The 15,622-nt window shown below is 73.1% G+C and carries 11 protein-coding genes; 5 read left to right on the top strand and 6 right to left on the bottom strand.

The window, feature by feature from the left end:
* Positions 1-43: 43 nt before the first annotated feature.
* Together WMF20_RS02800 and sppA are read right to left on the bottom strand one after the other, a co-directional pair.
* The gene (locus WMF20_RS02800; RefSeq protein WP_437610466.1) at positions 44-3,457 is read right to left on the bottom strand and encodes a vitamin B12-dependent ribonucleotide reductase; all 3,414 of its coding nucleotides are present in this window, start codon (positions 3,455-3,457) and stop codon (positions 44-46) included.
* A 587-nt stretch (positions 3,458-4,044) separates the two neighbouring features.
* Complete coding sequence (sppA, locus tag WMF20_RS02795; protein ID WP_437610464.1) at positions 4,045-5,832, bottom strand: signal peptide peptidase SppA; 1,788 nt, start codon at positions 5,830-5,832, stop codon at positions 4,045-4,047.
* A gap of 432 nt (positions 5,833-6,264) precedes the next feature.
* Here sppA and WMF20_RS02790 point away from each other — a divergent pair, with 432 nt between their 5' ends.
* The 3 genes from WMF20_RS02790 to WMF20_RS02780 all read left to right on the top strand — a co-directional run bounded on the left by WMF20_RS02790 (position 6,265) and on the right by WMF20_RS02780 (position 10,284).
* Positions 6,265-7,857: a ribonuclease J gene (locus WMF20_RS02790; protein WP_237244974.1), complete on the top strand. Its 1,593-nt coding sequence runs from the start codon at positions 6,265-6,267 to the stop codon at positions 7,855-7,857.
* The gene (locus WMF20_RS02785; protein WP_437610462.1) at positions 7,854-9,038 is read left to right on the top strand and encodes a CHAD domain-containing protein; all 1,185 of its coding nucleotides are present in this window, start codon (positions 7,854-7,856) and stop codon (positions 9,036-9,038) included. Before WMF20_RS02790 ends, WMF20_RS02785 begins: the two co-directional genes overlap by 4 nt.
* Before the next feature lie 163 nt (positions 9,039-9,201).
* Positions 9,202-10,284: a hypothetical protein gene (locus WMF20_RS02780; RefSeq protein WP_437610460.1), complete on the top strand. Its 1,083-nt coding sequence runs from the start codon at positions 9,202-9,204 to the stop codon at positions 10,282-10,284.
* A 66-nt stretch (positions 10,285-10,350) separates the two neighbouring features.
* Here the strand turns inward: WMF20_RS02780 and WMF20_RS02775 are convergent, their stop codons facing one another.
* The 4 genes from WMF20_RS02775 to WMF20_RS02760 form a co-directional block, all read right to left on the bottom strand.
* A complete protein-coding gene (locus WMF20_RS02775; RefSeq protein ID WP_437610458.1) occupies positions 10,351-10,920 on the bottom strand; it encodes a peptidylprolyl isomerase in 570 nt (189 codons plus the stop codon).
* A gap of 133 nt (positions 10,921-11,053) precedes the next feature.
* A complete protein-coding gene (locus WMF20_RS02770) occupies positions 11,054-12,265 on the bottom strand; it encodes a thiolase family protein (protein WP_437610456.1) in 1,212 nt (403 codons plus the stop codon).
* A gap of 216 nt (positions 12,266-12,481) precedes the next feature.
* Complete coding sequence (locus WMF20_RS02765; protein ID WP_129572893.1) at positions 12,482-13,279, bottom strand: TPM domain-containing protein; 798 nt, start codon at positions 13,277-13,279, stop codon at positions 12,482-12,484.
* Between the two features lie 16 nt (positions 13,280-13,295).
* A complete protein-coding gene (locus WMF20_RS02760) occupies positions 13,296-13,847 on the bottom strand; it encodes a LemA family protein (RefSeq protein WP_237244973.1) in 552 nt (183 codons plus the stop codon).
* A gap of 273 nt (positions 13,848-14,120) precedes the next feature.
* Here WMF20_RS02760 and WMF20_RS02755 point away from each other — a divergent pair, with 273 nt between their 5' ends.
* Positions 14,121-14,648 carry an ureidoglycolate lyase gene (locus WMF20_RS02755; protein WP_437610453.1) on the top strand — a complete coding sequence of 176 codons (528 nt, stop codon included), beginning with the start codon at positions 14,121-14,123 and terminating at the stop codon, positions 14,646-14,648.
* 136 nt (positions 14,649-14,784) lie between these two features.
* Positions 14,785-15,621 (top strand): TrmH family RNA methyltransferase, encoded by an 837-nt coding sequence (locus WMF20_RS02750; RefSeq protein WP_129572890.1) that lies wholly within the window; start codon positions 14,785-14,787, stop codon positions 15,619-15,621.
* Position 15,622: the final 1 nt, after the last annotated feature.

Raw genomic sequence — 15,622 nt, 5'->3', positions numbered from 1 at the left:
CGCCAGCCCCTCTCGCATCCCCCCCACCCCCGCCCGTCGCTCTTCAGCTGCAACCCATGCTGTTGCCGCAGTTGAGGCACTTGTAGCAGGCCCCGTTGCGCACGGTGATGTGCCCGCAGCCGTCGCAGACCGGCGCGTCGCCCATCATGTCCTCGAGCTGGGCGTCGAGCGCGCTCGACGCCCGTCCGCCGCCGTCGGGCAGCGCCGACGCCGAGGAGCCCTGCGTGAACGACGCCACGCCGCTCTCCTGGGCCCGCGACTCGACCGGATCCTCCATGGCCGAGGTGACCGGCTGCACGTGGGCGAGATCGTAGCGGTTCAGGTACTCGACCCCGAGCACGCGGAAGAGATAGTCCACGATCGACGTCGAGAACTTCACGTAGTCGTGCCCTTCGACCACGCCCTGCGGCTCGAACCGGGTGAAGGTGTACTGCTCGACGAACGTCTCGAGCGGCACGCCGTACTGGAGCCCGATCGACACCGCCATCGCGAAGCAGTTCATCATCGAGCGGAACGCGGCCCCCTCCTTGTGGAGGTCGATGAAGATCTCGCCGAGCGTCCCGTCGTCGTACTCGCCGGTGCGGAGGTAGATCTTGTGCCCGCCGACGCGCGCCTCCTGCGTGAAGCCCTTGCGCTTCCTGGGCAGGCGGAACCGCTCGGGCGCCGCCGCCGAGGGCGAGCGCGGGCGCGCCAGCGCCGTCGCCGCCTGGAGCACGGGCCCGGCGATCTCGGCCTTGTCCGCCTTGCCCTTGGCGTCCGCCTTGCTGTCGCTCGAGCTGGAGGTCGACGAGAGCGGCTGCGACGCCTTGCAGCCGTCGCGGTAGAGCGCGACCGCCTTGAGCCCGAGGCGCCACCCCTCCTCGTAGATCCGCTGCACGTCCTCGACCGTCGCGTCGTTCGGCAGGTTCACCGTCTTCGAGATCGCGCCGGACAGGAACGGCTGCGCCGCGGCCATCATCCGGACGTGCGCCATCGGCGCGAGGAAGCGCCGGCCCTTCTTGCCGCAGCGGTTGGCGCAGTCGAACACCGCGTAGTGCTCCTCGCGCAGGTGTGGCGCGCCCTCCACCGTCATGCGGCCGATGATCGTCTCGTTCGCCTCCTCGATCTCCGCGGGCGAGAAGCCGAGGTGCTGGAGCAGCGAGAAGCCGAAGCGCGCCCGCGACTCCTTGGAGACGCCGAGCCGGTCGTAGGTCTCCTCGCCGAGGATCCACGGGCCGAAGGCGAGATCCAGATCGAAGACGCCGGGGATGGCGGCCTCGACCTTCGCGAGGTCGTCGTTCGTGAGCCCCCGCGCCTTGAGCGAGGCCCGGTTCACGTGCGGCGCCGCCAGGAGGGTGTTCGTGCCGGAGACGTAGGCGACGATCTCCTGCACCTCGGCCTCGGGGTAGCCGAGCCGCCGGAGCGCCTCGGGGACGGACTGGTTCACGATCTTGAAGTAGCCGCCGCCGGCGAGCTTCTTGAACTTCACGAGCGAGAAGTCGGGCTCGATGCCCGTCGTGTCGCAGTCCATCAGCAGGCCGATGGTGCCGGTCGGGGCGAGCACGGTCGCCTGGGCGTTGCGGTAGCCGTGCTCCTGCCCGAGCCGCACCGCCTCGTCCCAGTCGGCGCACGCCGCCCGCCAGAGCGACTCCGGGCAGCGGTCGCGATCGATCGCATAGGCGGCGTCGCGGTGCATGCCCATCACCCGGAGCATCGGCTCGCGGTTCCTCGCGAACCCGGCGAACGGCCCCTTCGCCGCGGCCATCTCGGCCGAGACCCGGTACGCGTGGCCGCACAGGATCGCGGTGAGCGCGCCCGCGACCGCGCGGCCCTGGTCGGAGTCGTACGGGATGCCCTGCAGCATGAGCAGGGTGCCGAGGTTCGCGTAACCGAGCCCGAGCGGGCGGTAGTCGTGCGAGTTCTTCGCGATGTTCCGGGTGGGGTACGCCGAGAAGTCGACCAGGATCTCCTGCGCGACGAAGAACACCCGCACCGCGTGGCGGTAGCCCTCGATGTCGAACGAGCCGTCCTCGCGGAGGAACCGGGTGAGGTTGAGGCTCGACAGGTTGCAGGCCGAGTCGTCGAGGAACATGTACTCGGAGCACGGGTTCGAGGCGTTGATGCGCGCCGTGTTCGGGCAGGTGTGCCAGCGGTTGATGGTCGTGTCGTACTGCACCCCCGGGTCGGCGCAGCCCCACGCCGCCTCGGCGACCTGACGCCAGAGGTCCTTGGCGCTCAGGGTGTCGACGACCTCACCGGTCGTCCGGGAGCGCGTCTCCCACGACGCGCCCGTCGCCGCAGCGCGCATGAACTCGTCGCTCACGCGCACCGAGTTGTTCGAGTTCTGCCCGCTCACCGTGTGGTACGCCTCGCCGTTGAAGTCGGAGGGGTACCCCGCGGAGATGAGGGCCATCGCCTTCTTCTCCTCGCGGACCTTCCACTGGATGAAGTCGACGATCTCCGGGTGGTCCATGTCGAGGCAGACCATCTTGGCGGCGCGCCGCGTCGTGCCGCCGCTCTTGGTGGCGCCGGCGGCGCGGTCGAACACCTCGAGGAAGCTCATGAGCCCCGAGCTCGTCCCGCCGCCCGAGAGCTTCTCCTGCTTCCCGCGGATCGCGCTGAAGTTCGTCCCCGTCCCCGACCCGTACTTGAACAGCCGGGCCTCGGCCTTCACGAGGTCGTAGATGCTCATCAGGTCGTCCTGGACCGACTGGATGAAGCACGCGGAGCACTGCGGCCGCTCGTACGCGTTCCGGGTCTCGACGATCTCGTCGACGGCGCCGGCCGCGTTCGCCCGGCTCGTGGACGCGCCCTTCCCGACGGCGCTCCCGTTCCCCGCGTCGGCGGAGGCCTCGTTCCAGGCGTAGTTGCCGCCCGACCCCTCGATGCCGTAGCGGTGGAAGAGCCCGCAGTTGAACCACACGGGCGAGTTGAACGCGCCGTACTGGTGGACGAGCAGGTACGCGAGCTCGGCCTCGAAGGTGTCCGCGTCCTTCGTGGAGGAGAAGTAGCCGCCGAAGTGCTCGCCCGCCTCGCGGATGGTGCGCGCGAGCCGGTGGACGACCTGGCGGACGCTCGTCTCGCCGAGCTCCTTCTTGCCGTGGATCCCTGCCTTGCGGAAGTACTTGGAGACGACGATGTCGGTCGCGAGCTGCGACCAGCCGGCGGGGATCTCGGCCCCTTCCATCTTGAAGACGACCGAGCCGTCGGGGTTGGTGATGACGCTCGAGCGGCGCTCCCAGGTGACCTCGTCGAGCGGGTCCGCGCCGCGGTGCGTGAACCGCCGCTCGAACCCGAGCCCGCGCGGGCGCGAGGCCCCCTTCTTCGCGGCCTTCTTCTCGGCCGCGCCGTCGACCTGCGCCCTGCCAGCCCCGCCGGTCACCGGACGGGCCCCCGCATCTTCCTTCGTCCGCGCCGTCATCTTGCCGTTCCCGGCGGGTACCTTACCGCCGTCACCCACAACTGCCGACTGGGCCATTTCCAAGTCCTCCTGTAAGCCACCGCACCGGTCGGTGACTCGGATCGTACCGAAAGCACAAATAGTTCCCGGGAGAACACCGGAGGCTCGTTCGCCTCGGATCTCCACAGGTCCCGTTTGCTTCTCCCCTGCTACCTGCTCAAACGTTCCGTCTTCCGACCAGTGAGCATAGGTCCAGGTGCCATGCCTGAAAGGCGGGCGCCGACATTCGGGAGCGCCTGACCGCCGGCTAGTCAAACCCGCGAACGGTCCGTGCGTCAAGGAGAACCGCTACATCTTGGGATCCCGGGCCGATCAGGGCCCACATATAGCGTCTCGTCCGTTCGGCGCGGGATTCGTCGCGATCTCTGATCAGTTCTGAACAGGTGCTACCCACCGGGCGCACAGATTACGCACAGCTTTCCCCCGCAAAAATCCGACCCCTTCCGGAAGGGATTCAAAGAATCCGGAGAGCCGGGCGAGGTGTGGGAGCGCGGGCGCGCCGGGGACGGGCCGCTGCCTACTCGGCCATCGACCCTCCAGAGGAGCCGGGCGGGGAGTGTGTGCGTGCGGGGCGCGCGCCCACACCTCCCGCAGCCGTCGCTGCTCTAGTCGAGCTCCGCCGCTTCCGCGCAGTACGCGAGCACCCGCTCCCCCTGGCAGTGGATCGCGAGCGCCGCCTCCTGCGCCACCGCATGCAGCCCGACGAGCTCGAGCAGCGTCGGCACCGGCGCCGGCAGCAGCGGCGGCGGCGGGATGTACCGCGACGCGCGCACGATCGCCGGCTCGATGGCCGCCGCCTTCGGCCCGATCATCTGGCGCAGCTCGTGGAGCGCCCGCTCGAACCCGCCGAGCATGTCGACGAGCCCGCGCGCCTGCGCCTCGGCGCCGCTGTAGACGCGCCCCTGCGCGAGCGGCTCGATCTCCTCGATCGGGCGCCGCCGCCCGCGCGCGACCACCCGGAGGAACGTCGCGTAGATCGCGTCGAGCTCGCGCTCCATCACCGCCCGCTCCCCCGCGTCGAGCTTGCGCGACGGGGAGAACAGGTCGGCCCGCGCGCCGCGCTTCACGACGTCGGTCGAGACGCCGAGCCGCTCGAGCAGCGGGCCGAGCGCGAAGCGCGCCGACACCACGCCGATGCTCCCCGTGATCGTCTGCGGCTGCGCGACGATCGCGTGCGCCGCCGCCGCCACGTAGTAGCCGCCGCTCGCCGCCACGTTCGACATGCACGCCACGACCGGCTTCACCTCCGCGAGCCGCGTGACCTCGTGGTGGATCCGGTCGGACGCGAGCGCAGACCCGCCCGGCGAGTCGATGTGGAGGATGACCCCTCGGATGCGCGGGTTCTGCCGCGCCGCGCGCAGGCTCGCGACGAGCCGCTCCTCGCTGGCGAGCGAGGCCCCCCGGAAGTGGGCGCGGTTGACGATCGCGCCGTGCACCTCGACGACGCCGATGATGGGCCGCGGCAGCATCGGCCGCAGCGAGAGCGCGCGCCGCGCGCGCAGGTAGCGGCCCGCAGCCACGAGGCGGCTCCTCCCGTGCCGGCCGGACGCGAGGGCCCCCTCGCCCGCAGAGCCCGAGGCGCCGACCTGGGCGCGGCGCGGCGCGGTCGTGCCCGGGAGCAGCCCCGTCGCAAGCATGTGCTCGAGCTCGTCCTCGTACGCGACCGCGTCGATGATGCCCCGCGCCACGGCCTGCTCCGCGCCGTAGGGGGCCTCGTCGATCCAGCGCGCGGCCGCCTCGCGATCGACGCGGCGCCCCTGGGCGAGCGCCGCGACGAGGTCGCCGAGGCGCGCGTCGAGCAGGGCGCCGACCTGCTCGCGCTGCGCGGCGCTCATCGTGTCGCGCACGAGCACCTCGCCGGCGTTCTTGTACATGCCCTTCGCGAACACCTCGGGCTCGACGCCGGCCCGCTCCAGCGCGCGGCGCACGTAGCGGCCCTCCACCGCGAACCCGAGCGGCGACACCAGCGTCTCGGGCCCGACGACGACGGCGCGCGCCGCCGAGGCGAGCAGGAGCGTCGCGTTGTCGGCGCCCATCGGCAGGTACGCCACGATGTCCTTGCCCCCCGCGCGGATCTCGAGGAGCGCGTCCCGCAGCGAGGCGAGCACCGCAGGCCCCGCGTGGACCGATCGCATCCGGAGCAGCAGCCCCGCCGGGCGCGGGTCCTTCATCAGGTGCTTGCCGAGCTCACGGACGCGCTCCACCGAGAGCGGGGCCCTCTTCCGAGGACGCCACCAGAGGGCGAGGCGGACCCGGGGCGGCTGAAGATCGACCACGCGGCCGTCGATTTCGAGGACGACATACCCGCCCCGTGGTGCAGCAAACGCCCAGCGAAGCGCGCTCACCGGGAGCAGCAGCAGGCGGACGAGATTGACGAGCAGGGCAGCGATCACCGGTGGCTCCTCGGAACGTTCAGGGGAAAGGCGGCTCGGGGTCCGGCATCGGGCGGCGGTGAGACGGCGGAGAAGGCAAGGTGCGCTGGGACCGGGCCGCGCGGCGCGAGCCCCGCGAGGCCGGCGGCCCCAGGCCTCGCGCCGCCACTGGAAAGAGAGAGCGTGACGCAAGGGGCCACCCTGTGGCTACACTGTCGCTCGAAGTTTCGAAGGGGACGGCGAGCCGATGTCGGTTAGGTCTTGAAGACGTCGTCCTCTCTCTTACAGACCAGCTCAGCAAGCCGCGGGCCGTAGGCCTCCGGCGCCCTGGGTGGCAGACCCCCATCACCGAACGTGCACCCCGAGCAGAGCGCCCCCACCCCGAGCCAGCTCCCCCCGCCAGCCCCGTCCACCCTGCGGCTCGTGCCTCTCGGAGGGCTCGGCGAGGTCGGGATGAACTGTCTCGCGCTCGAGCAAGCCGATGGCCTGCTGCTCATCGACTGCGGGGTGACGTTCCCGAGCTCGGACCTCGGCGTCGACGTGTACCACCCGCGCTTCGATCACGTGCTCGCGCTGCGCGAGCGGGTGCGCGGCGTCGTGCTGACGCACGGCCACGAGGACCACATCGGCGGGCTGCCCTTCCTCCTGCGCCACCTCGACGTCCCGGTCTGGGGCCCGCCGCACGCGCTGGAGCTCGTGCGCTACCGGCTCGCCGAGCACGCGCTCGAGGACAAGGTGCGGCTCCTGCCGACGCAGGTCGGGCGCGAGGTCGCGATCGGCGGCTTCGTCGTGGAGCCGCTCCGGGTGACGCACTCCATCGTCGACGCCACGGCGCTCGCGATCCACACGGCCGCGGGGCTCGTCGTCCACACCGGGGACTTCAAGCTGGACCCGACGCCGCTCGACAACGAGCCGACCGACGAGGCCCGCTTCCGCGCGCTCGGCAACGACGGGGTGCGGCTGCTCCTGTCCGACAGCACGAACGTGGACTCGCCCGGCGAGGCCGGGAGCGAGCGCGACGTCGCCCACGCGCTCGCGGAGCTCGTCGAGACCGCGCCGGCGCGCGTCGTGGTCGGCGTCTTCGCCTCCAACGTCCAGCGCCTGCTCGCCCTCGGTCAGGCCGCGGTCCGCGCGCGCCGCAAGATCTGCCTCCTCGGCCGCAGCGTGCAGACGCACGTGCGCGCCGCGCAGGCCGTGGGGCGGCTCCCGTGGCCGAGCGACCTGCTCGTCCCGCCCGAGGTCGCGTCCTCCATGCCGCGCGAGCGGCTCCTCGTGGTCGCGAGCGGCACCCAGGCCGAGCGGGCCTCCACCCTGACGCGGTTTGCGTCGGGGACGCACCCGCTGCTGCGCCTCGAAGAGGGGGATCGGGTCGTGCTCTCGAGCCGCGTCATCCCTGGCAACGATCGACCGGTCGTCGATATGATGGCCGGGCTGCTCCGCCTCGGCGTCGAGCTCGTGACGTGGTCGACGGATCGGCGCGTGCACGCGAGCGGGCACGCGCACCGGACGGAGCAGGAGCGCATGATCGATCTCACCCAGCCGCGCAGCTTCCTCCCCGTGCACGGCGCGCTGCACCACCTGACGCGGCACGCGGCGCTGGCGCGGGAGCGCGGCGTGGCCGAGGTGCTCGTCGCCGAGAACGGCCACGTCGTGGAGATCGGCAAGACGCAGCCGCTCGGCCGGAGCGGCCGGGCCGTGACCGGCCGGGTGGCGACGGCGGGGGGCGAGGAGCTCGGCGAGGAGATCCTCCGGGAGCGCGCGAACCTCGGTCGCTCCGGGGTGGCCTTCGTGTCGCTGGTCGTCGACGTGCACGGCGCCCTCGCGGCGCCGCCGCAGGTCGTCGCCCGCGGGGTCACCGGGGAGCTCGAGGGCAGCGCGCTGAGGGCCGCGGCGCGCGCGGTCGCGCAGGCGGTGAACGACTGCGATCCGCGCGCGCGGCGCCGGGACAACGACATCATCGAGGTCGCCCGGCTCGCAGCGCGCCGGACGATCGAGGCGAAGCTCGGGAGGCGACCGCTGGTGACGGTGGCGCTCACGCGGCTGTGACGCCGCTCGAGGGGAGCGCGCCCCCGGAGGGCGGCGGCGACGCGAGCGCGCCCCCGGAGGGCGGCGGCGACGCGAGCGCGCCCCCGGAGGGCGGCGAGGGAAGCGCGCCGCCGGCGGGCGGCGGCGACGGGGCGAGGCTCTCGGCGCGGGACTTCCTGGGTCCAGTGCTGCTCACCCACATCGAGAGCGTGCGCGCCGATGCGCGGCGCGTCGTCGCCACGAGCGCGCACGGCGCCGAGCCGGACGAGGAAGCGGTGCACGACTTCCGGGTCTCGCTCCGCCGGCTCCGGACGCTGCTCAAGCCGGCGCGACGCATCTACGGCAGGAAGCGGATCCGCCCCATCGCCGACGGGCTGCGGGAGTTCGCGCGCGCGACCGGGATGCTGCGCGACGAGGAGGTGCTGCGCGAGACGCTCACCGCGCTCGAGCTGGACGAGGCGCCACGGGCGGCCGTCGCCGGCTGGGTCGCGCAGCGCTCGCGCCGCGAGCACGCGGCGAGGGCCCACATCGTCGCGCTGCTCCGGCGCGATCATCGGGGCGACGGGGGCGCGCCGAGAGCCGATGCGCCGCCAGCGGGAGACGCGGACGAGCCGCGGGCCGACGCGGCGCCGGCGGGCGAGGCGGACGAGCCGCGGGCCGCCGCGCCCGTGGTGGGCGAGGCGGACGAGCCGCGGGCCGCCGCGCCGGCGAAGGGCAAGCGGCTCCGGCTGGAGCCGTACCTCGCGCGCCTCGAGCGGCGCATCTCGCGCAAGAAGGCGAAGAAGCGCGGCGCCGAGGCGCTCGCGCGGCGGGCGATCCGCGACGCCTTGGAGGACGTGCGCGCGCTCGCGGCGAGCGATCCGAGCGACGGCGCGGCCATGCACGCGCTCCGGATCCGCTTCAAGCGGCTGCGCTACTCCGCGGAGACGTTCTCGCCGCTCTTCGGACAGCGCGCCGAGCGCACCGCCAAATCGGCGTCACGCCTGCAGCGCCGCCTCGGCCAGCTGCACGACGTCGACGAGGCGGTCGCGCAGATGACGAAGGCGGAGGAGCTGTCGCCCGACGATCGCGCCGCCGTCGTCGAGGCGCTCGGCGCCGAGCGGGCGCGGCTCGCGGCCAAGGCGACGGAAGAGCTCGCGCAGGAGCTCGAGACGCTCGCGTCGCTCTGGTCCGACGCGCCTCCGGCGCCCCCGCCGGGGTGACGCGGCGCGCGGGCGCGGTGCAGCAAGGAGCGCCGCAGCAAGACGGCCGCGGACGGGCGCCGGGCCTCGCCGACCGCGGAGCTCGCCATGACGGCAGGCGGTCGTGATACCGTCGCCGTGGCTGCATTCATCGAGGCGAAGCTCGCCGATCCAGGAGGTCGTGTTGCGCCGCTCTGCCGTCCAAAGCGTCACCGCGATCGTCGCTCTCCTCGCGGCGAGCGCGTGCACCCAGGACTTCGATCAGTTCGAGCCCGAGCTCTTCCCGCAGCCGTCCGGGAGCGGCTCCGGCGGCGGAGGCGGCGGAGGCGGCGGCCAGGCGACGACCGCGAGCGCCACGAGCAGCGGCGGAGGCGGCGGCGAGCAGTGCTCGAACGGCGACGACGACGACGGCGACGGCGCGGTCGACTGCGCCGACGACGACTGCGGCGGGTTCGCCTGCGTCGGCGTGCCCGAGGGCTGGCAGGGGCCCGGCCTGCTGTACCAGGGCGCCGACACCGCGGACGTCGCCTGTCCCGCAGGCTTCTCCACGCGGGTGGACGTGGGCGGCCGCGATCCCGTCGACACGCCCGCGACCTGCAGCCCGTGCTCGTGCGGCGCGCCGGACGTGGCGTGCGAGTCTCCAGCGGTCACCGTGTATGGGGACGAGGGGTGTGACGGGGTGAGCCTGACGCTGCCGGTAGCATCGGAGAACTGCATCAACCTCCGCGACTTCCAGCCTGCCAGCTACAGCGCCGACGCCCCCGACGTGGATTCGGCGACGTGCGCCGCGTCGGGCGGCGAGGCGACGTTGCCGCCGCCGCGCTTCGGCATCGAGGGGCTCGTGTGCGCCCCCGGGCCGGACGCCGGCGGATGCGACGCGGGCGAGACCTGCGCTCCGCGAGAGATCGACGCGCCGTTCGAGCAGGGCGTCTGCGTCTGGCGCGAGGGGGAGCGGCGCTGCCCCGAGGGGTTCGGCGAGCGACACGTGTTCGCGAGCTCGATGATCGACAACCGCGGCTGCACGCGGTGCACGTGCGACGCGGGCGGCGTGCGCTGCGCGGCGACGCTGGCGCTCTTCGGGGCGACCCGCTGTCGGGAGCCCATCGAGACCGTGCCGTTCAACGGGGCCTGCGTCGACGAGCCGCCCCCCGCCGCCTCGGTGTCGATCGAGGTGACCGGGACCGGCAGCTGCCAGCCGCGCGGCGGCGACCCCCGAGGCGAGGTCGAGGAAGGCGACGACGAGATCACCGTCTGCTGCGCCCGCTGAACGAGCGTCGCGCGGCGCTGGCCGCGCCGCGCGACGCCGGCCGCGATCGCGCGGCGCTCGACGCGGCTACTGCCGGAAGATCTCGACGCGCTCGAGGACGACGTCCTGGTTCGGCCGGTCGCGCGTGGTCGCCACGTTGGCGATGCGGTTCACGACGTCCAGCCCGCTCACGACCTTGCCGAACACCGAGTGCCGGTTGTCGAGGTGCGGCGTCGGCCCCTCGGTGATGAACCACTGCGCGCCGTTCGTGTTCTTGCCGGAGTTCGCCATGGAGAGCACGCCGGGGCCGTCGTGCCGCAGCTCGGGGTTGAACTCGTCGGCGAACTTGTAGCCCGGGCCTCCCGTGCCCCACCGCGCCGCCATCTCCGGGTAGCGCGAGAGCGGATCGCCGCACTGGATCATGAACCCCGAGATGACGCGGTGAAAGCGGACGCCGTCGTAACAGGGCGTCCCCTGCATCCCCTTGCCCGTCGTCGGATCGGTCCAGTTGATCGCGCCCGTGGCGAGGCCGACGAAGTTCTTGACGGTGTTCGGGGCGCGCTGCTCCTCGAGGCGGATGGTGATCTCACCGAGCGAGGTCTTCAGTCGAGCGTGAAGCTGGCCGGTGCCGGGCACATTGATCGGGGGGAACTCCATCGGGCCTTCTCCTGTGTTCTTTGCCGCCGAGGCGGCGCCGTCAGCCGAGGGAGGAGGGCCGCGAGCCCCCCTCCTGCGTCCTGGTACGGCGGTCTTATCGCATCTGGCGCCGCGGACGAGCGGCGAAATCGCCTCAGGCGCGCTCGAACAGCGTCGCGATGCCCTGGCCCACGCCGATGCACAGCGAGGCGACCCCGACCTTGGCGCCGCGCGCGCGCATCGCATGCACGAGCGTGCACGCGATGCGCGCGCCCGAGCAGCCGATCGGGTGCCCGAGCGCGATCGCGCCGCCCCGGACATTGACGCGCGTCGGATCGAGCTCCAGCGCGCGCGAGCACGCGAGCGCCTGCGCCGCGAACGCCTCGTTGAGCTCGAAGACGTCCACGTTGGGCACGCGCAGCCCCGTCCGCTGGAGCAGCTTCTTCACGGCGGGGATCGGCCCCTCGCCCATGAGGTTTGGATCCACCCCCGCGGTCGCGGTCGCGACCACGCGCGCGAGCGGCGTCGCCCCGGCGGACTGCACGGCGTCGCCCGAGGCGAGCAGGAGCGCGGCGGCGCCGTCGTTGAGGGGCGAGGCGTTGCCCGCGGTCACCGTCCCGCCCTCGCGGAAGGCGGGCTTCAGCTTCGACAGCGCCTCGAGCGAGGCGTCGGCGCGCACGGACTCGTCGCGCTCGAACAGGACGGGCGGGCCCTTCTTCTGAGAGACGGGGACCGGGACGACCTCGGCGGCGAACCCGCCCGACTCCCAGGCGAGCGTGGCGCGCTCGTGGGACACGAGCGCGAACCGATCCTGATCCTCGCGGCTGACGCCGTGCTTCTTGGCCACGTTCTCGGCGGTCTCGCCCATGGACTGGAGCTCGAACCGCGCCGCCATCCTCGGGTTCGGGTAACGCCAGCCGAGGGTCGTATCGTAGACCGTCGGCGCGCTCCGCTCGAAGCGCTCGGCCTGCTTGGGCATCGTGAACGGCGCGCGCGTCATGCTCTCGACGCCGCCGGCGATCACGCAGTCGGCCTCGCCGGTGGCGATCATGCGCGCGGCGTCGGCCACCGCTTCGAGCCCCGAGCCGCAGAGGCGGTTCACCGTCACGCCCGGGACCTCGTAAGGGAGGCCGGCGAGCAGGGCGGCCATGCGCGCGACGTTGCGGTTGTCCTCTCCGGCCTGGTTCGTCGCGCCGAGGACGACCTGGTCGAGGCGCGGCGCGAGCGAGGGCTGCCGGCGCACGAGCGCCTCGAGGACGTGCGCCGCGAGGTCGTCCGGGCGGACCGTCGCCAGGGCGCCGGCGTAACGTGCGATCGGGGTGCGGACGGCGTCGACGACGAAGACGGGGCGCAGGGCAGCAGCCATGAGGAGAGCGTAGCTTCGCCCGGTCGGGGCGCCGCCCCGAGATCGCGCGCTCGAGCCCTCGTCCGCGCCGGGCGGCGACGAGGTCGCGCCTGCCCGCCGGGTCACGCCCGGTGGAGCACAGCGCCGCAGGCCGACCTCGCGACGGACGATCGGCCCGATCCGTCTCCCGACGGTGAGCTGGCGCGGCGCAGCATGGCGCTGGCGCGCCGCTGCGGATCAGTAGCTGTCGCTGGATCCGCCGCCGCCGGAGCGACCGCCGCCGCCGCCGCCGAACCCGGATCCACCGCCGCCGCGACCGCCGCCGCGGAAACCGCCGCCGCCACCGCGGAAGAGGAGCGCTTGCAGGGCGAACCACAGGAACCAGCGGAAGGAGGGCGAGACGATCGCGAGCAGCAGCGCCGCCACGATGGCGACGAGCGTGACGCCGACCTTGATCGGCGAGACCGGGGTGGGCGCCGGCCCGGGCGCCGGGCGCCGCTCCTCCTCGGGCGTCCCGGCGATGAGCGCACGGGCGATCTCGGTCGTCCCCTGATCGATGGCGTCCCGGAACCGATCCTGCCGGAGCAACGGGTTGATCGTCTGCCGGATGATGTCGTTCGACTGGAGGTCCGTGAGCGCCCCGCCCACGCCCTTGCCCGTCTCGATGCGGACGCGCCGCTCGGACGGGGCGATCACCAGGAGGACGCCGTTGTCGGCCCCCCGCTGGCCGAGCTGCCACGCGTTGAAGGCCTCGTACGCGACGTCCTCGATCGTCTCGCCCTCGAGCGATCCCGCCACGAAGGCGACGATCTCGAAGCCGGTCTGGCGGCGGAGGCGATCGAGCTTCTGGTCGAGGTAGAGGATGTCGGACGGGCCGAGCCGCCCGGCGGTGTCGACGACGTGCCCCGTGAGCTTCGGCGGCGTGAACTCGGCGAGGGCGGGCCGGGCGACGAGCGCGCAGACCAGCGCGATCGCGGCGGCGATCGCCCTGGCCACGGCCCGCAGCCGCGCTCCGCCCGAGATTGCCTGGCCCATCACCGCCCCCCTCCTCTCAGAACGCGACCTTGGGCGCCGACTGGACCTCGGGGGAGGCGGTGAAGTACACGCGCGGCTTGAACGGCTGGCCCGTCGCCTTGTTCACCACCTGGCCCCGGATCTTCAGGAGCTCCGCGTTGTACTCGCGCGCCGCCTGGTTGTACTCCTCGCGCGCTCGAAGGATGCGGTTCTCGATGCCCTCCAGCTGGACCTGGAGGCTGTGGAAGCTCTGGTTGGCCTTGAGATCGGGGTACTGCTCCTGCACCACGAGGAGCCGCGAGAGCGAGCCGCTGAGCTGCTCCTGCGCCTTCTGGAAAGCCTGCACCTTCTCGGGGTCGGTCAGGTCCTCGGCCTTCAGCTGGACGCTGGTGGCGCGGGCGCGCGCCTCGGCGACGCTCGCAAGCGTCTGCTCTTCGTGCTTGGCCGACGCCTTCACCACCGCCACGAGGTTCGGGACGAGATCGTAACGCCGCTGGAGGTTCGCCTCGAGATCCGACCACTTCTGGGCCGCGATCTGATCCTTCTCGACGAGCACGTCGTAGCGCTGGCAGCCGACGACAGACGTCATGAGGGCGAGCACCGCCAAGAACACGGAAAACACCGCGAGGCGCTTCCGAAATGTCGATTTGTGAACAATCCGCATGACTGACTCCAGGGTCGCTTGCGTTACCCGACGGGTAAGGCGTCGCGCCGTGTCATGCAAAACCTCGGCCTCGTCGCGGTCGCGGGGTGTCCCGCCGGCGCCCCGGCGACGTGGTACCCTCCGCCTGCGCGATCGCGCCCGGGGCTCTCGCTGCAGGAGGGCCACACGCGTGGCGCACCGCCACAGCCGCCAGTCCCGATGAGCCATCGCCCGCGCATCGCAGCCCATTCGCTCAGCCCTGCAGCTTATGCGCCGTACGGCGACATCCTCATGGCCTCGCCGCACGGCCAGCCCGGCAGGCCGGCCAACCAGGGGACCGCCCGCCGCTTCGATCACCTCGCCGCGATCGAGAACCTCCGCCCCGGGCACGCGGCGCTGAACGTTTCGGTGTTCCGCTGCGCTCCGCGCTCGAGCTCTCCGCTGCCGCTCGCGCTGCTCGAGAAGCACCCCGGCTCGACGCAGGCGTTCGTGCCGATGAACGCGCGGCGCTACCTCGTCGTCGTCGCCCTGGGCGGCGACCGGCCCGACCTCGCGACGCTCGCCGCCTTCATCGCCCACGGCGCCCAGGGCATCACCTATCGCCCCGGCGTCTGGCACCACCCCATGATCGCGCTCGACGCCGAGGCCGACTTCGTCTGTCTGGTCTGGGAAGACGGCTCCCCCGGCGACTGCGCCGTCGTCGAGTACGCCGAGGGCGAGCGGGTCACGATCGCGATCGATCCCTGACGCCGCTCCGCCCCGCCGCCCCGGCGAGGTGCGGCGCCCGCGCAGGCGGGGCCGCGGCGGAGGCGGTCCCGCCGGGCCGCGATGGGCCGCAGCCTCCGGGGGCGCGCCGCGCTATAGAGGCGCCCCCGACCCATCCATGCGCCGCTCGACCCCCAATTGCTCGTTCGTCGCGCAGGAGCAGCGAAGGCTGCTCGCCGCGCTCGATTCCCTCGACGTCGCCGACGTCGCCCGCATCCTCGAGGAGTTCGTCACCGACGAGCGCAGGGCCCGGCTGCGCGGCGTCATCGCGGCGCGGCTCGACGCGGTCACCGTCGCCATGGACGCGCCGCACGACCCGCACAACGGGGCCGCCGTGCTCCGGTCGTGCGACGCGTTCGGCCTGCAGCGGCTGCACATCATCGAGCGCGCCGAGGCGTTCCTCGTGTCGAACACCGTCTCGCGCGGCTCCGAGCGCTGGGTCGACGTGCGCACGCACGCGACCACCGAGGCCGCGGTCGCGGCGCTCCGCGCCTCGGGGCACGAGCTCGTCGCGACCCGCCCGGACGGCGAGCTGACCCCGCGCGATCTCGCGGGCATCCCCCGCCTCGCGCTGGTGCTCGGCAACGAGCGCGACGGGATCCGCCCCGACCTCGCCGCCGCCTGCGCCCGCGCCGTGCGCGTCCCGATGCGGGGCTTCGCGGAGAGCCTCAACGTGAGCGTCACCGCGGCGATCCTGCTCGAGCAGGCGACCAGCGGCCGGCCCGGCGATCTGCCCGAGCCCTACCAGACGAGCCTCTACGCCCGCGCGCTGGTGCTCACCGTCCCCCACGCGGCGGAGATCCTGGCCGCGCGGGGCATGCGCCTGCCGCCGCCGCTCGGAGGAGCGCCGCCCCCTCCGCCGAAGCCGCGCGGCCCCAAGCCGCGGACGCCCGCCGCGGCCCCCGCGCGGGAAGAGCGCGGCGCCGGCGCCCCGCAGGAGCCCGAAGGCGGCTAGC

This window comes from Sorangium sp. So ce834 (assembly GCF_051521425.1).
In the GTDB taxonomy this organism is placed as follows: Bacteria; Myxococcota_A; Polyangia; order Polyangiales; family Polyangiaceae; genus Sorangium; species Sorangium cellulosum_D.
Note: the sequence above shows the minus strand (reverse complement) of the source record. Positions and strands in the feature narration are given on the sequence as shown.